Raw genomic sequence first — 17,808 nt, 5'->3', positions numbered from 1 at the left:
CATTCATCAGTAAGGACGACGTTTGGAAACAGGTTGGATACTTCTCTCTGCAATCCTTGTATTCATTATGCAAGCAGGCTTTTTATGTCTCGAATCAGGCAAAATCCGCACTAAGAACAGCATAAACGTCGCAGCCAAAAATTTATCAGACTTTATTCTTTCTTCAATTTTATTCTGGAGTATCGGATTTGGCATTATGTTCGGTTATTCCGCATCGGGCTATTTTGGCGCATCTGAGTTCTTTTTTGGTGCAGAGCACACACCCTGGCAGTTCAGTTTCTTTCTGTTTCAAATGATGTTTTGCGGTACCACAGCCACTTTAGTGTCCGGTGCCGTGGCGGAACGAATGTCATATTTTGGTTATATAATTGTTACGCTGCTCCTGTGCTCATTAATTTATCCATTTGTTGGTCACTGGGCGTGGTCATCGTTATACAATGCCGCCAATACAGGCTGGCTGGAAGAGATTGGATTTATCGATTTTGCAGGCTCTACCGTAGTGCACAGTACCGGTGGCTGGATGTCGTTGGCTGCCATAATGGTAATTGGTGCCCGGCGTGGCCGCTTTGACTCTGATTCCCCCTTCCCCGCGGGGAGTAACTTACCCCTGTCTGTATTGGGCACCCTCCTGATCTGGCTTGGCTGGTTTGGATTTAACGGTGGTAGCACACTGGCATTAAACGATGACGTTCCCGTTATCCTGGTAAACACCTGTATTGCGGCATCCTTTGGAGGGTTAGCGTCCAGTTGCATATTTGCCGCTGAAAACCGCTACATGGATGTAAGCGCAATGCTCAATGGTGTAATAGCTGGCCTTGTTGCGATTACCGCCTGTGCCAATATTGTTTCGCCACATCACGCGGCGTTAATTGGTACTGGTGGGGGAATTGTAATGTTTGCCGGCGATCGCTGGTTAAAGCGCGTAAAACTGGACGACGCCCTGTGCGTGGTTCCCGCCCACCTGTTTGCAGGTATCTGGGGCACCCTGTCAGTTGCCCTCTTCCACAAGGATATTGCGTTTTTAAGCGATGCTTTTTGGCAGCAGCTAGGTGCACAGCTACTGGGTATAGTCAGTGTCGGTATTTACACGTTTGGTTTAAGCTGGGGTTTACTGCATGTCATTAATCGCTTAGTAAAACTGCGCGTAACGCCCGAGCAGGAATATATTGGCATGAATATTACCGAGCATCATGCCACCACAGAACTGGTAGATCTGCTCAACTCGATGGACGCTCAGGAAAAATCGGGAAATTTCCAGACCAGAGTGCCAGAAGAACCCTTTACGGAAGTAGGTCAGATTGCTCGCAAGTACAATCGTGTGCTGGAAAAAGTACATGAAGAAATGAGCCAACGCGACCTGGCACTGAATGATTTTAAAAGCAGTGAAAAACGCAAAAGTGCGATCCTCAACTCCTCCATGGACAGCATTGTCACTATTAATTTGGATGGACAAATCATTGAGTTCAATCCAGCCTCAGAGCGCACCTTTGGATGCCTGCGAAGCAAAGTATCAGGTAAAAACTTTGTAGACCTGTTCGTATTGCCCAAAGATAAGCTCGCCGTTCAGCGGAGTTTGGAAGGCAAGTTTTTAACCTCTGACGGATTGTTGATCAACCGAAGAAATACTATTTTGCTGAAACGTTCAACTGGCGATGAATTTCCCTCTGAAATTACCATTACTGGCACCACGTTTGGCAGCAGTATATCTAACGAGTTTACCTTGCATATTCGCGATGTGACCCGACAACGACGACTTCAGGAAAAATTAAAACAACTGGCCTACAGCGACCCACTTACCGGTTTATACAACCGGACGTACTTCATGGAGTCCCTCACTAAGGCACTAAAAAACATCAATCACACTAAACACTGTATTGCTTTGTTTTTCCTCGATCTGGATCGCTTTAAAAAGATCAATGATACCCTGGGGCATCAGGCCGGCGACGAACTGCTTATGGAAGTAGCTAACCGTTTAATGAATGTAACTCGCTCGGAAGATACCATTTGTCGTTGGGGTGGCGACGAATTTGTCATCATGATGAACAGTCGTCATGACGAAAGCTCAGTGTTAACCAGCTCAACCAAAATTCTACAGGTCATGCGACAACCTGTTGTGCTAAGTGGCAGGGAATTAACTATTCCCACCAGCATTGGCGTCACGCTGACCCACAGCGATTCAGTGAGTCCAACCACACTGATACAACAGGCTGATATTGCCATGTACTACGCCAAAAAAGCGGGTCGGGACAATTACAAACTATTTGAGCCCTACATGGCCGAGCAGGAATCCGAGCTATTTGACTCTGAACAAACCCTGAGTCAGGCCATTGCTGAGAAAAAAGCGTTTTCCATGTTGTATCAACCGCGGGTTAATGCAGAAAAAGACATTGCCGGTTTTGAAGCACTGGTGCGTTTTACCAATCCTGCCGGACACTTTGTTCCACCCGCGCAATTTATTCCACTGGCAGAAGAATCGAATTTGATAGTGCCACTTGAGGAATTGATTTTTGAACTGGTGTTCGCGCAAATCGCACAGTGGAAAAATGCGTTTGTGCGCGTTCCCAGAGTATCTATAAACCTGTCAGGAAAACACTTGTTATCTGACGGCTTATTACCCTTCCTGAAACGTCTTATGAAGCAGTACAGCATACAGGGTGACTGGTTTGAAATTGAAGTGACCGAAGGCGTATTTCTGGCAGATATCGAAACTTGTATCGATGTACTACAAGCCCTTCAGGATCTGAATATAGCCATTTCCATTGATGATTTTGGCACTGGCTACTCTTCATTAAATTATTTGAAAACGCTGCCGGTGGATATCCTTAAAATCGACCGTTCATTTGTAAATGAATGTGCTGTAAAAGAAGAAGATGCCAAAATTTGCTCCACCATAATCACACTGGCAGGATCGCTGGGTTTATCTACCGTAGCAGAAGGTGTGGAAACAGCTGAGCAATTTGCCTTTTTGCACAGTCACGGCTGCAGCGAATTCCAGGGTTATCATTTTTACCGGCCGCTGTCAGCCGATGCGGTAAAACAGCATTTGATTGACATGAATGAGACCGCTTTTAGTTAACGAAGGTCAGGTTAGCGAGCGGCAATCTTTTGTTGCAATCTCTTGTGTCAGTCGCCTGTTGTGCGCTCGTTAATCGTCTTTCAATGTAAGACGGTTGTTGGTATCACGGCTATTTCGAATGCCTTCCAGCGACGTGTCATACTGGCTTTTGGCTAACCGGTCGTAAAGCACAATGTTAGCCGTTACCGCCAGATTCAGACTGCTTGTCGTGGGGATATACACTACTTCATCGCACATAGCCAAATGGGCTTCGGACAAACTGCCATCTTCCGGACCAAAAATATAAAAGGCATTGTCGGGATGCACAAATGCCGGTAATGGCGTTGCGCCTTCCACTAACTCTACGCCTACCACGGTTGCCCCTCTGGGCTTTGCATCCTGAAGCGTTGCGACTGCGACGGTGGGAATGATTTTGTGAAACGCCTTGGTATCGGCACTGAATTGCCTGGCATAGGAAAAGCGCTCACCGGTATAAAACACGCTGCTCACACCAAAGCAGCCAGCGGCGCGCAAAATGGTTGCCACATTTACAGCAGATTTGGGGTTTTGTAAGCCAATTGAAATTGCCGACAGCATAACGGTTCCGCAGAGTATACAATCCGGTGATTGTACCGGATGATTGTAGAATGACAACGGGTTATGCGTTAGTATCAACAGGCTAATTCAGGTTACGCGTAACAAACGAATGTGCATTCTCGCTTACAGAATCGGTAATAGATTCAGCTAATTGGGCAGTGTCGGCATCAGCATCAGAAAACCAGCTATCCATCACGTAGTTTTTCATGTGCTGGGTCATTGAGGCGCCTGTTGATGATGACACAAAATAATCTACGCCCTCATAGGCTAAACCAATTGGACCAGCGTATAAAAATCCACCTGCCAGACTGGCGGCAAAATCAACGTGATTATCGGTAACGGACTCATACACATCACTCACTATCGGAATGTGGTTCAGCACGTTTACAGTGTCAAATAAGTCATCCAAGGTAGCACCATCATTACCCATCAAAAATTGATAGGCCTGTTGGATAATACCACCGGTAGAATCACTCAACATACCTGACACTTCAGCAGCGCTATCACTACTGGTAGTTGCAGCTGAGGCGATTGATTCAGCGACGTTTCTTTGCGCAGAAGCAAATAAATCACTTTGTAATGCGGATAAAAACGAGGCCTGTAACTGAGACAACCCTTCCGCACTGCTCAGATTATCGAACGAGAATGAAGCATTGATACCTTCACTTAGGGTGCCGGAAAGTTCGCTGGTAAAACCGGCCGACAGCGCGTCAGCAAACATAGCCTGAAAATTTTGCAGGACTTCTGGAACCTGCAGTGATTGCGCAACATCAACAGTCTCATTCGCAACACTGGATGTATCGGCAACAGATACCCCTGAAGAGAAGGTATTCAACCAGTCTGTCCACATAGTTTTCTCCGCATGATTTTCCACATTTATTAAGCTAACAGGTCTGATTGGTAAAGATAACTTATTGAATGTAAAGGTTTAGCAAAGAGCCAGTTAAGGCCAGCTAAATAAGGCTTAATAACCCTGTAAATAACTAAGTTTGATATCAATGCAATTAGTGGGGGCTGATGCAATGATTATCCAGTTGGCAGGAATGACATCATGTTTTCTACTCGCTATTCGGGTATTGCGTTAATCTATTTATTGCTGTCGGCGTGCAGCCAAACCCCCAATGTGGAAGAACAGATCGTTGCGTCTTCTGCAACCAATCCTATGGTAGAGCAACGCTCAGCAAAGGTGAATGACGAAGAAGCGATACCAGACGACCCTCGTTTTCGCCCCATCCATATGGCCCCTGTTCAGGCCGTTTCTGCCCCAACCGGCTCTTTGTTTAATGCTGATAATGCGGTGGAACTGTACAAGTTACATCACAACTTTCGTATTGGCGACATGATACTGGTTGAATTAAATGAGCGAACCCAATCGAAAAAGTCCCTGGACTACCGGATGGATAAATCCACCAGCATGGATCTTGGGCCGGTATCGGTAAATGCAGGTCCTATTTTACTGGCTGAGGGCAAGATTGCCGCGAGCCACGAACAGGAGAGCGAATTCGACAGTTCGGCCAATACCGCACAATCCAATGAACTTGAGGGTGACATTACGGTGTACGTCACCGACATCCTGCCCAACCGGAATCTGGCAATAGCCGGTGAAAAATGGATCACACTGAATAAAGGTCAGGAATACGTGCGCTTTTCAGGTGAAATCCGTATTGCCGATATCTCAGCCAGCAATACCGTAGATTCCAGTAAAGTTGGCAATGCGCGAATTGAGTACTCGGGTAAAGGTGAACTGCAGGATAACCAGCAGTCTACGTTAATTGGCACCCTGTTTTCGATTTTTAACTAATGATGCGTCGCGTTTGCATTTTTTTACTCGGCCTGTTCTGCTGTTACGCATCAGGTCAGTGGGTAGTAGGTGAGGCATCTGTAGCAGTTGAGGGAGCAGAACTAGACGAAATCCGTGTAATGGCAATTAAAAATGCCATTGCGGATGCAGCCTATAAAAATGGCAGCTTTATCACTGCCGAAGATATCGTACTGGATGGCCTTCTGGTTAGCAGCAAAGCACAAATTCGCACCCAGGGCCGTATCCAGCGGGTTGAAATTATAGATGAAACGCTCACCGACGAGATACTAACCGTTACGGTAAAGGTAGATATCCTGCCACTATTTGAATGTGCCAGCGATCCCTATATGCGAAGCGTTGTGGTAACTCAGTTTCAGTTACTCAAACCCGCTCAGGCCAGACAGGGTAATATCTTTGAATTTGGTCGTCAGGTAACCAGTCGCATGGCGCAGCAGTTAGGTGATCACCAACCCGCTGCTGATACCTTGCTTATAAATCAGGCTTTTATGCCAGCATCGGCGTTTCACAATATCGAGCACGACCAAATTGCTGCCAAGGCCAGCGTAATGGTAAAAGAGTATCACCGCCAATATGTGCTATTTGGCTTTATTCGCGATATTAGCTTGTTCGAGCAGGTCAAAGAAGGGCTGCTTGACGACGACATCAGTTTGCGGCGTAACTTTACCCTGGAGGTATATTTGCTGGACGCCTTGCAACAAGATATTGTGATGCAGAACAGTTATCACGGCGAAGGTGACTGGACATTTGATTACAACGAAACGGTGGATCTCAATAACAGTTTGTTCTGGCGCAGTGATTTTGGCCGCGTCGTACTTAACACTATAAACAGCGCTGTGTTAGATGTATCAAACACAATGACCTGCCTGCCTACAATGCTGCCCGTAGTGTCAGTATCCCCAACACAGTTATCGGTTGCACTGGGTACCAAACACGGTGTACGACAAGGTGATCTTTTTGAGTTGTACCGCTCTGCTCTGCCATCGATGGAAGCCCAGCTTCACTACCCCCAATGGTACAAACAACCTGCACTCATACTGGAAGTGGAGCATGTGAGTAACCGCAGTGCCAGACTTCGCAGTGTCGATCCCAACGCCCCACTTTTAGCCGCCCCCTATGATTTAATTAGCCCGGCGCCACTGTTATAAACGGTAGAAGGTATTTCCTACACAGGGATGCGAAATATTTTCGCATCCCTGTGGTCAGCTGACACGCATACAGCAAAAAACAAAATCATAACCGTTTTAATTCAGTACGTTACACACACTAACCAATCCGTTTAAATCGGAACAATTTCTGCAACCTCCCTTTAAAGATATCAGTTTACAGTCCCACAGGGAGGGGTAATCATGACGACTAACAATGTATTTAAAACCGGGCACAACTGCTGGCATACTGCCACTGCCGCGCATGCTACGCCGCTAATAGATTGCGCCAACTATTACAGCGCACTGCATTCAAGTATCTGTAAAGCGCAAAAGCAAATCATTATTGTTGGCTGGGACATCGATAGCCGAATAAAACTCTTACATGGAGAAGCTGAGGAAAAAGCCAATGCACCTTCTGCTATTGGTGAATTAATCAAATGGAAAGCAGAACAGAATCCGGATTTGCAGGTATATATTCTGCGCTGGGATTCCTCCTTTGCCTTTTTCGACCAACGTGAAATGTGGGCACTGGAGGTGTGGGAAGACAAAACACCCGACAACGTACATGTGTTACTGGACGACTCTATCCCCATGGGTGGGTCTCAACATCAGAAACTGGTCATTATCGACAATGAACTGGCCTATTCCGGCGGTATGGATGTGGCGCTTCACCGCTGGGATACCCGTGAGCATTTAATTGACGAGCCCGGGCGAATCGGCCCTGATGGTGAATATGGACCTTTTCACGATGTTCAGATGGTATCTTGCGGTGCCATTGTGGCCCACCTTGCAGCTTTGGCGCGCTGGCGCTGGAACCGCTTATCTGACTCACCAATAGATACTCCCGATAACCAGCCTGACAACGGCGATTGTCGACCACCCACCTGGCCTGAAGGCGTTACCTCCTGTTTTGAACAGGTACCGTTGGCCGTAGCCCGCACACTGCCTGATATGGACGATATTGAAGGCGTTCAGGAAGTCAGAAATATGCTGCTGGATCTGATTGGTCAGGCAGAAGAATTTATCTACATTGAGAATCAGTTTACTACCCGCGAGGAAATTGCGCATGCGCTCAATAAGCAGCTTAAAGCAAAACCTGCATTAGAAGTGCTTATTGTCAGCTCCTACGATCCCAATGGCCTGTTTGAAACCGAAGCATTTTGGGCCAGTCGTTTGGCATTTAAAGACATCGTTGAACAAGGTGTTGATACCCATCGCGTAAAAATGACCTACTCCTCCATTCGCGATCAGCAAGGCCGTATGGCCTACAAACGCATCCATTCCAAAGTGATGACTATCGACGATCGCTATCTGGTGATCGGCTCGTCAAACCTCAGTAACCGTTCCATGACACTGGATACCGAAGTGGATGTTGTGATGTATGGTGACACCCACAGCAACCGCAAATGTATAGCGTTTACCCGAAATGACTTGATCGCTGAGCACACCGGCCGCTCAGTCGAGGTAACGAAATCCATTATGCAAGGTGGTCACATTGTGAATGCACTGATGGCCAATCAATTTGCTCATGATTATGTACTCACTGAAATCAACGATACCGAATTTACTCACCCTTCCCGCTCAAACATCTACCGAACCCTGTCGGATCCCGATGCGCCATTGATTCCGCCGATGAAAGGCCTCAGTGGAAAATTAACTGCCATCACTAATCCACGCAGGCGCACCATTATGATCAGTATTGGCCTGGTGGTATTCGCCTGCATTGCCGGATTATTGATATGGTTAAGCAATACCCTTCCCTGGTTAGATAGCGAGCGGGTCGGGGCGTTTCTGGAACAAAGCAGAGGGACGTATTTTGCATTGCCAACGGTCCTACTGGTATATCTGGTGGGGGGATTATTGTTCTTCCCTGTCACCGTGCTTTCGCTGGCGGTTGCGGCGATTTTTGGACCGGTGTGGGGTCCTATTTACGGAATAATTGGCGCCTTATTAAGTGCCGGTACAACATTCCTGCTAGGCAAAGGACTAGGTAATGCTGGCTTGCGCAAGCTGGGTGGACCCAAGGTGGAAGCAGTAGACGAAAAACTGGCAAATAGCGGTATTGTGGGTGTCGCCAGTGTTCGGATGTTACCTGTGGCGCCTTTCAGTCTGGTGAATCTGGTGGCCGGTATTTCCTCCATCGGCTTTGTACAATTTCTGATTGGGACGTTTCTGGGCATGTTCCCGCAAATGATTGCAAAAGGTTTGGTAGGCGATTCCATCATGCAGATATTTAAGCAACCCTCAGTAGAAACTATTGCCTATCTGGTGATTGGTTTGTTGGTATGGATTGCAATGATAGTGGGCACGCAAAAACTCGCCAAACGTTTTCAACAGAAGAAGCAGACCAACACAACCGCTACTAATGAGAAGGAGGCATCTGAACAATGTATCGCATGATCTCCTATAATCTGCACAGTGGTGTTGGCCGTGATAGTGTTCAGGATTACGCGCGAATTGGCCGGATGCTGGCAACAAAACATGCTGACTTTGTTTTGCTACAGGAAATGGATACCCGTTCGGCAACGCGCAACACAGCAGCAGATATTAATGCACTGTGCGAGCCCGGTGGCTATACTTTTGTACCCGCCGCTACGCAAATTCGCCCTCATGGTTGGTTTGGCAATGCCATTCTTACCCGACACCCGGTTATAAAACAAAACGTAATACCATTGAATGTTGTTCACAGGGAGCCCAGAAATGTGCAAAAAGTCTGGGTACAAACCCCAGAACATACCCTGTTGTTACACAATACCCATTTAGGATTGTCTCGAACTGAACGGCGCAAACAGATCTCGCGCATCGGCAATGAACTTGAAATTGAAGCCGTTAATGCTGATGTTCCCGCGTTGCTGGCTGGCGACTTAAATGAATGGTGGTACTTTTCATCACTTTTCAGGCCGCTGAAACGGTATCTGAAAAGCGTAAAGACCGGATTAAGTTTTCCTAGTCAGTTGCCAGTTTTCAGGCTGGATCGGGTGTGGCTTTCTGAACATTGTAAAGTAGTGAAGTCAGGAGTGATCAATGAACGACAAACCCGACATTACTCAGATCACTTGCCACTGTTTGCCGATTTTGAAATAACAACCGAGGTGTGAAAAGTTGATGTTCTGATTACTGAATTAAATAAGCCACGGTTTTCAGTTCGTTGTTTTCCCGCGTCATGATAAGCAGTTCATTGAGGGTTTTGTGGGTAAACTCACTCTTGAATTGAAACACCATATAATTGCCTTTTGGCAATCCGGCTACGGTATCGCGCACACCATAACCGCTTAATTCACGGGACACCAAATCGCCTAATGATGCCTTGGCACCAACCAGCACATCATTCCACTGAGAGGCATCAATGTTTTGTTTGAAGTGATCACTGGCGTATTGCCATGACTGAAAATACCGGCCACGATCGATGAGTTCCAACCAGGCATAAGCAGGCTCGATATCCATTTGTTGGGGCTTGGTCTGTGCATACACCTGCGTACAAAAAGCGCCACATACACAACACACAATCAACAGCAGTTTAGCCAGTACTCGCATTGTATTCCTCACATAAAAAAAGCGCGCTGGAAACCAAGCGCGCTTTTACGTTACAACAAGTCAGGGTTATTTAGCAATAACTGTCAGGATGGGTTGGGTTGCATCCGGACCCGTTACCCTGAACTCGTAAGTACCGGCATCCAGTTCAATCATCAGATTGTTGTTACTGTTGCCAAGTACCTTACCTGCCCCCACCGTTACTGTATTAGTAGCGGCATCATCAGGATTGCCCAGGTTTACCGTTGCCCAGTCTTCCGAGGCCACTTTGAACTCAGTCGCACCACCGCTTACGGTAATATCAACTGAATACACACCATCGCCCTGGTAAGCCAGTTCATCGGCTGTTCCCCAGCCATTCATACCACCGCGTAAAAACACAGGGGTATTGCCAAAGAACTGTTCGTTAAACACTTTCAGCACAGGCTCAGCTTTATCGCTGACATCCACAATAAAGACATAGTCACCGTCGGTATCGATGTTGATAACCAGGTTGTCATTAGTGGCAGCCAGATAGGTCTCCTGCCCCAGTACAACCGTTTTGTCTTCATCAGCACCAGACACAGCGCCCAGGTTTACTGTTGCCCAGTCTTCCGAGGCCACTTTGAACTCATAGCTACCGGCAGTCAGTGACATAGATACCTGATACTGACGGGCACCTTTGTACTCCAGTGGCGTTTCTGTACCCCAGCCGTTAAAGCCGCCACGCAGATACACGGTGGTGCCTGCATAAGGTTCTTCGTTTTCAACGGTAAGTACCGGCGCCTGTGCGTCGCTGGCATCCACGGTGAACAGGTAAGTTGCATCCACCGAAGGCGTAAAGAACAGGTTGTTGTTAGACACACCCAATACCACTTCTACACCCGCCGTTACTGTGGCATCTGCTGCATCAGCGGCACCAAAGTTCACTGAAGCCCAGTCTTCAGATGCAAACTTGAACTCATACTGCGTACCTGCGGTTAATGCAGACGTTGCGGTATAAATGCCGTTGCCCTGATAGGCGAACTCAACAGATGTGCCCCAGCCAGACATGCTGCCGCGCAGGTAAACCGATGTATCACCGTAAGGTACAACATCTGGCGCGCCCGCAGTTGCATAGCTGGCTAAACCATAACCCTGTGCACCACTTTGCGGTTTCACAAATACGGCAATGGTAAGTGCAGGCACCGTAAAGCTGCCGTTGCCCGACTCATTCTCAGTAAAGTAGGCGCCGCGTACCGCATTGTCGTAAGAGTTTTGCTGTACTGTGTGAAGCATAAAGCCTGTAGCCGTATTCACCTCAATGGATTTTTCATTGTAACCGGTGTTTACCACAACCATAACGGCGTCATAATTGGCGTCTAAATCCATCAGTGTCGTAGCCGCATCTGCGTTGTAGCCGTCGTCGATGCTCATCGCAATCAGGCCAACCTGCTGACGGGTACCCAGATTGTGGAAGCCTACGCGATCCATGATGTCCTGTGCGGTTGTTAAACGGAACAATGGACTGGTTTGACGAATGGTTAAGAACTCTTTAAAGACTTCCGCTGCCAGTTCGATCTCTGTCATGCTTGCTGCACGCTCTGGTGAATAGACAAACTGCCCCATTTCACCCCAGCGCGCCTCGTTTTTCTCAGCCAAAGGTAAACCAACGTTCCAGTTGTTGGTTTGCATGGTGAAATCAACATAGTTGAACCAGTCACCTGAATCGTAGCTATCGCGATCCATGGACTTCGAGCGCAGCATATCGCCACCCATTTGCAGGAATGGAATACCCTGCGACAACAGCGTGATACCCATACTGGTATTTTGTGCGCGTACCCGCTGCTCAAGGGTAAGGCTTTCCGGCAGTACATAGTTAAGCTGATCCCATAAGCTTTCATTATCGTGCTTAGACACATAGTTGATAATGTCGGCCGGATCTTTAGCGTATCCACCTAACGCAGATGCAGTAGTAGCACGACCACCAGAAGTATTGAGCACGAAGTCAGCCAGTGTACCGGCCATGCCCATTTTAACCCGGTCCTGCTCGTACAAGGCAGAATCGCTGTCTGGATTAAAGATATGACCATAACGGATCGCATCACGCAGACGGTCGTTATACGTACCAATTTCAGTACCGGCCATATTCAGCTGATTAGCCTGCTCATAGCCACGGTCAATCTTAGTCCAGCCTTCACCATAGAAGTAGTTGTCTGGATCGATGGCCTGAATCGCATCGCGCAGACGCACCATAGTGTCTTTGGTTGCCTGACTCATGATATCAAAGCGGAACGCGTCGAATTTATATTCGCTCGCCCACATTGACAGTGAATCCAGCATCAGCTTTTCCATCATGACGTTGCGTGGTTCTGTATCTTCACAACAGGTTTCACGCACAATCGCGCCAGAATCCACTTCATAGCGGTGATAATAACCAGGGACCACTTTGTCGAGTACTGACTTGGTAAACACGCCAGACGCGTTGGTGTGGTTATACACTACGTCGAGTGCCACACGCAGGCCAATTTCATGCAGGGATTGAATCATCGCACGCATTTCAATAATGCGTTCTACACCCTCTGCACTTGACGCATAGCTGCCTTCCGGTGCATTGAAGTGATGTGGATCGTAACCCCAGTTAAAGCTATCTAGGCTGCGAAGCTCCTGGGTCAGCGCCTGGGCACTGCCTGCTTCTGAGAGCGGATCATAGCTGTTGTACACCTCTAACAATGTGCTGCTTGGATCAGCTTCGCTACACACCTGCGCATTCGGGCGTTTCACACACAAACGTGCCACAGTGTCATAAATATCCACTGTGTTAGCCGGATCTTCATCAATAGTAGCAATGTCATTACTGGGCAGAATGTGGAAATGGGTTAACCCTGCATCTGCCAGTTCCTGCAAATGTGAAACCGGATCGCTGCCCTGCTCAGTAAAGGCAAGGTATTTACCGCGGTTGGCTTCGCTGGTGGACATATCGCGAATACTGAAGTCGCGAACATGACCTTCGTAAATCACCGCATCTTCCGGGTTTTCAATTTCAGGAACAACTTGCGTATCCCAGCCATCAGGCTTCAGTGATGCGTCAGCAAGATTCACAAAGCGTGAAAAACGACCATTGGTAGACAATGAAACCGAATAAGGATCAGTCACTTCCAGCGTAGTAATTTCATCTAACGACGGATAATACACTGTCACTTCATAACGATACAGTTTGCGATCCAGGCTCATGCCGCCTTCATACGACCACACACCCGAATCGGTATCCAATGTCATGGCATAACGATTAGCCAGTGATTTATTGTCGTTATACACCAATAAATTAACCGCGGTAGCCGTAGGCGCCCAAACAGAGGCAGTGATACCATCATCGGTGTAAACACCACCCAGCATGGCCTCGTTGGCATCTGCTTCACCTTTAGTGTACAACTGGTCCAGTACGTTCGCATGTTGTAAACGCGTTGCGGCTAACAAGGTACCGTCGCTTGCATAACCACCAACAACGACCTGAGTTTTCAGCACCGCTTTGGCCTCTTCCGCACTCCAGTTACCTTCAAAGGCAGGGAGTGAAGACAGATGGGGGGCGATAGCTGCTTGTTCATCGGTAAGTGAGGTTGCTGCAAGCTCGATGGCAGTGCCATTCAGGCCATTTTCTACCGAGGTTTCCAGATCCGCTGCCGCTGAATAATGCAGCTTAACGGTGTCTACGCCATCGGGGGCGTCCCACAGGATGACCTGAGTGTCGAGCCAGTGAGCTGATGCGCCTTCAATTTTAACCGGTTGCGGCCCCAGCGAGAGAAGCGGGAACTCAAACACGGTAGCGACACCGGATAAGGTAAAGTTCATACGCGTGAACTTCGCATCATCCTGATCCAGCTTACCTTTAAAGTCTGAGCCACCCATTTCCTTGCCAGCATCGTCGGTACCTTTATGAATAATAAAGTTATGACAAGCGCCTGGCGTACCTGCAACACCGGGTTTCAGTTCCAATACCCAGTAAGCACCGTAGTTTGGATCGATGCCCGAAATAGCGCGGCCGTTGGCCCAGTCGGTATCGCCATCAACATAGGCATCACAGGCATCATTGTTCCAGGTATGCAGTTTCCAACCGTCATAAGCACTGTCGCCCGGACTATTGGACGCCCCTACTCCGGCGCGGTTGTAGTACAACACCGCCTGATTTGCACCAGGGAAGAACACCGGATCGTCCAGTGTTGGATCGGCGCCGACCACACAGGCGTCGTTCGCTTCATTGGGTACCGTAGGTGGATCACAGTCGATAGGCGGCTTGGCCACACACATCATACCGGTAGAATCCGGCACTAACGGCGCATCACACACCAGCAGATCGTTGGAACCGGATTCTGTTCCGGAACCGCCACACCCGGCCAGTGTAAGCGTGATAACAACAAATAAGGCAGAGATCAATTTATACAGCATACTGCCTGATGCTGTGGGTTGGTTCGCAGTTTGCGTTACAGTAATCATAGCGAGTAAGTCATCCCCAGGAAGTATTGGGTTCCGAAGAACTGAATGGTTCCTGTTTGTTCAGGCGAGGTGAAATAGCTTTTGGTTGGCTCATCAGTGACGTTATTAATCTGGAACAACACGCTCAGGTTGTCGTTGATTTCGTAAGAGGCCTGATAGTCCACTACTAATTCAGAATCGAAGTTAACCGTTTGGTCATTTACTGCCACTTGTTGTGACACAAACGCATCCCGGTAGCGCCCGGACAAACGGGTTTCAAACCCTTCGTATTCCCAGAACACGGTTACCGTTGCCACATTTTCAGACAATCCCGGTAAGGCACTGGCATAAACACCATTTCCTACCGTACGCTGGATTTCACTCTCGGTGTAAGAATAACTGGCATTCATACCCAAGCCTGACAACATACCCGGCAGATCGCTGTAAATTTGCGTATAAGCCAGCTCGATACCGCGAATATAGCCACCGCGCGCGTTGTTAACCGCAGTTTCGTACTTACCGTTGGTGGTTGGCACCACAACGGTTACTGCATCACCATTGGCATCCACTACAGCTTCCGGAGCTTGTCCCGGATAATCTGCTTCGTAAAACACCGGTACGGTAACCGAATCAGGTACCACAAAGCCATTGGCTTCGAAGTCATAAGGCTCCAGTGCAATGTTTTCGATGAAGGATTCAATGTTTTTATAGAAACCCGCGATCACGATAGCACCGTCGGAGTCATCAAAATAATACTCGTAGGAAATGTCGTACTGGGTTGCGTAAAACGGATCAAGGTACGGGCTGTTGTTTGACGAACCTGAAATACGCGCCTGTTGATTAGACAGGGTAATTTCACCAGAATCGCGATCTTGTGTTGCGCTGATCACCTCAACATTGGTTGACGCATTTGCTGCAAAACGGTTGATAGGCGCACGGCCCATCACTTTTGCGGCTGCCATACGCAACTGCGAATTGTCGGATAGTTTAAAGTTCAGGTTAATTGAAGGTAATACGTCGGTGTATTCGTAGGTTAGAATAGCCGGGCGATAGAAGTTATTAATGTAACCCAGCTCATCGGCAATGTTTTGTGCGCCAGCGGTCGGATCACTCACTTCTACCTGCTGGCCTTCCTCGCTTTCTACAAACATAGTGGCGCGCTGCAACGTCGTTGAGCTCTGTTTAGATTTTACATAGCGCACCCCTACGTTACCGGTAATCGGTAAACCCGCGATTTCCGTATCGATATTGGCCATCAAATAAGCCGCGGATACGGTTTCAAAAACATCGCCGCTTTCCAGTACTGACCACGCGGTAGAGCGCGTAGACCCTTCCAATGGATTGATCACACCGGCATCACCTGAACCCCAGGTTTGCGCTGGTTGAGGAACACCTGACGGAAACCATGCATTTAACGCATCGTTCAGATTAATAGAGAAATAACTGGGGAAATACGAGAAATCACCTTGCCAGTTTACTACTTCAACTAAATCATCGGTTAACCTTAGCGGCGGCTGACTGGCAGAAAATGCCTGATCATTACCGTATTCAAATACCGAACGGTCGTTACTGTATTCGCGATCGGAGTAACGCGCGCCAAATTCAATACCTGAAATGTAATCAGTATCCACGAAATACTGGAAGTCTACGCGATATGCATCGAGCTCATCGCTGTTTACATACGGGTAAATACCGTATTTGCTTACCATCACCCTGTCGATGTCGGTAAATGCATCAGCCTGGTTAAATTGCAGATCGGGTAAATCCAGGCCATTGAGCAAATAGCTGATTTGAATATTCTGATCAAATCTCGGGCTGTCTGCTGTGGCATCATCGCCTACCAAAGACCACAATAAACCGTTGCGGAAATTACTGTTGGCTTTAGACAGTGAAATATCAAACTGCGCAGAAAAGTTCTCTGTGATGTCCCAGTCGGCATTAATACCGTAGCTTTCTACTTTATCGAAATCCTGGTTGTCGTCGTTTACCAGCTCTACGCGGGTCTCACTGTTTTCAGAGCGAACAAACGTACCGCCAATCACGTTGTTATTAACGACTACCGGATTGTAAATCTCGGTATTTACGCCACCCAGTTTTACCCGGAAGCCTCTGGCAAATGCTTTGGAGTCAAATTCAGAGACAAAGGCATCGGCTTTAAGCTTAAAGTTATCAGTTGGTACCCATTCAATGGCAGCAACATAACCGTTACGGGTTTCTTCCCCGCCCTTGTGTTGCATTTCAAAACCTTCAGAAATCAGTTCGCATTCAACACACTGATTTTCCTTTGGTACATCTGAATTAGGATCGTAATTTTCCTCATCACCCGCAATGCCATCAACGTCAACTTCGGCATTGTATGCAAAACCGATAAACTGCGTGGACACGCTGGGTTGATAAAGTCTGGCATAGCCTAACGAGACACCTAGGGTGTCATCCATAAACTTGCCCTGATAGGAGAAACTGACGCGATGACCATATTCTTCTGCGTCAGCAACTTCACTAGCGCGGTCGTTAAACATACCGCGAACATTGGCATTAAAAGTGTGCTGTTGATCCTGAGCCAGTGCGCTGGCAGTTTGCAATTCCACCGTACCGGCAACACCACCTTCAATTAATGAGGCTTTTGGTGATTTATACACCGCCGCTGAATTGATGAGTTCCGACGGATACTGGTCAAACTCAATAGAACGACTGCCGCTGGTAGAGACCTGCTCCCTGCCATTCAAGGTTGAAAATACAAAGTCTCCCGATAGACCACGAATGTTAATTTCCGCTGCCTGACCTCCGGTACGCACCGCCGAGATACCCGGCAAGCGGGTTAACGCGTCGGCCATACTCACGTCGGGTAATCCCCCGAGGTCGTCGGCAGAGAGTTGTTCTGAAACGGTATCACCAAAACGCTTCTGGTTGAGTGACTGGATAAGACTGCTACTAAAACCGCGAACTTCGATGCGTTCGATGGTTTCTTCCTGCTCCTGCTTATCGTTTTCCTGTGCCAAAAGCGAATTACTAGTGAAAACCAACCCACTGGTTAGTAGTGCCAGCGAAATGGCACTGGGTTTGAAAGTTTTCATGTTTGCCCCATTTTTTAATTATGTATTGAAATGCAGTGAAACACTTCTTCGGTAAATTTACCGAATTTCATACTAAAGCCTGGGTTATTAACTGAAAATGCTATGCATACGTATTCAGTTAACATTTTTTACAGAATTTTTACTAATGGTTTATAG

10 protein-coding genes are annotated in these 17,808 nt (G+C 47.7%); 5 read left to right on the top strand and 5 right to left on the bottom strand.

Annotated elements, in window-relative coordinates:
• Positions 1 to 22 precede the first annotated feature (22 nt).
• Entirely contained in the window at positions 23 to 3,076 is a 3,054-nt protein-coding gene (gene amt, locus FJ444_RS05570) for an ammonium transporter (protein ID WP_140956923.1), read from the top strand.
• A gap of 69 nt (positions 3,077 to 3,145) precedes the next feature.
• On the opposite strand, the gene FJ444_RS05565 is transcribed toward amt, so the two are convergent.
• Positions 3,146 to 3,652 (bottom strand): RNA methyltransferase, encoded by a 507-nt coding sequence (locus FJ444_RS05565; protein ID WP_140956922.1) that lies wholly within the window; start codon positions 3,650 to 3,652, stop codon positions 3,146 to 3,148.
• Positions 3,653 to 3,734: 82 nt separating this feature from the next.
• A complete protein-coding gene (locus FJ444_RS05560; RefSeq protein ID WP_140956921.1) occupies positions 3,735 to 4,502 on the bottom strand; it encodes a hypothetical protein in 768 nt (255 codons plus the stop codon).
• A 201-nt stretch (positions 4,503 to 4,703) separates the two neighbouring features.
• Here FJ444_RS05560 and FJ444_RS05555 point away from each other — a divergent pair, with 201 nt between their 5' ends.
• From FJ444_RS05555 to FJ444_RS05540, 4 genes are all read left to right on the top strand, one after another.
• Positions 4,704 to 5,453: a flagellar basal body L-ring protein FlgH gene (locus tag FJ444_RS05555; protein WP_140956920.1), complete on the top strand. Its 750-nt coding sequence runs from the start codon at positions 4,704 to 4,706 to the stop codon at positions 5,451 to 5,453.
• A complete protein-coding gene (locus FJ444_RS05550) occupies positions 5,453 to 6,619 on the top strand; it encodes a flagellar assembly protein T N-terminal domain-containing protein (RefSeq protein ID WP_140956919.1) in 1,167 nt (388 codons plus the stop codon). The genes FJ444_RS05555 and FJ444_RS05550 overlap by 1 nt, the downstream gene beginning before the upstream one ends.
• A 198-nt stretch (positions 6,620 to 6,817) precedes the next feature.
• Positions 6,818 to 9,019 (top strand): VTT domain-containing protein, encoded by a 2,202-nt coding sequence (locus tag FJ444_RS05545; protein WP_140956918.1) that lies wholly within the window; start codon positions 6,818 to 6,820, stop codon positions 9,017 to 9,019.
• Positions 9,007 to 9,717 (top strand): endonuclease/exonuclease/phosphatase family protein, encoded by a 711-nt coding sequence (locus FJ444_RS05540; RefSeq protein ID WP_140956917.1) that lies wholly within the window; start codon positions 9,007 to 9,009, stop codon positions 9,715 to 9,717. The genes FJ444_RS05545 and FJ444_RS05540 overlap by 13 nt, the downstream gene beginning before the upstream one ends.
• Before the next feature lie 16 nt (positions 9,718 to 9,733).
• Here FJ444_RS05540 and FJ444_RS05535 read toward each other — a convergent pair whose 3' ends face one another.
• From FJ444_RS05535 to FJ444_RS05525, 3 genes are all read right to left on the bottom strand, one after another.
• Positions 9,734 to 10,153 carry a DUF4019 domain-containing protein gene (locus FJ444_RS05535; protein WP_140956916.1) on the bottom strand — a complete coding sequence of 140 codons (420 nt, stop codon included), beginning with the start codon at positions 10,151 to 10,153 and terminating at the stop codon, positions 9,734 to 9,736.
• Between the two features lie 66 nt (positions 10,154 to 10,219).
• Complete coding sequence (locus FJ444_RS05530) at positions 10,220 to 14,551, bottom strand: alpha-1,6-glucosidase domain-containing protein (RefSeq protein WP_140956999.1); 4,332 nt, start codon at positions 14,549 to 14,551, stop codon at positions 10,220 to 10,222.
• 44 nt (positions 14,552 to 14,595) lie between these two features.
• Positions 14,596 to 17,652, bottom strand: coding sequence for a TonB-dependent receptor (locus FJ444_RS05525; protein ID WP_140956915.1), 3,057 nt, complete (start codon positions 17,650 to 17,652; stop codon positions 14,596 to 14,598).
• Between the last annotated feature and the right edge of the window lie 156 nt (positions 17,653 to 17,808).

Origin of the sequence: Aestuariibacter sp. GS-14, from assembly GCF_006494365.1 — a bacterium.
Taxonomy (GTDB): Bacteria; Pseudomonadota; Gammaproteobacteria; order Enterobacterales; family Alteromonadaceae; genus Alteromonas; species Alteromonas mangrovi.
This window is presented reverse-complemented; position numbering and strand designations above follow the sequence as displayed.

Bases quoted from the DNA above. Each gene is read 5' to 3' on its own strand.
- FJ444_RS05565 (WP_140956922.1), bottom strand. From the start codon at position 3,652: ATGCTGTCGGCAATTTCAATTGGCTTACAAAACCCCAAATCTGCTGTA.
- FJ444_RS05560 (WP_140956921.1), bottom strand. From the start codon at position 4,502: ATGTGGACAGACTGGTTGAATACCTTCTCTTCAGGGGTATCTGTTGCC.
- FJ444_RS05555 (WP_140956920.1), top strand. From the start codon at position 4,704: ATGTTTTCTACTCGCTATTCGGGTATTGCGTTAATCTATTTATTGCTG.
- FJ444_RS05550 (WP_140956919.1), top strand. From the start codon at position 5,453: ATGATGCGTCGCGTTTGCATTTTTTTACTCGGCCTGTTCTGCTGTTAC.
- FJ444_RS05540 (WP_140956917.1), top strand. From the start codon at position 9,007: ATGTATCGCATGATCTCCTATAATCTGCACAGTGGTGTTGGCCGTGAT.
- FJ444_RS05535 (WP_140956916.1), bottom strand. From the start codon at position 10,153: ATGCGAGTACTGGCTAAACTGCTGTTGATTGTGTGTTGTGTATGTGGC.
- FJ444_RS05530 (WP_140956999.1), bottom strand. From the start codon at position 14,551: ATGCTGTATAAATTGATCTCTGCCTTATTTGTTGTTATCACGCTTACA.
- FJ444_RS05525 (WP_140956915.1), bottom strand. From the start codon at position 17,652: ATGAAAACTTTCAAACCCAGTGCCATTTCGCTGGCACTACTAACCAGT.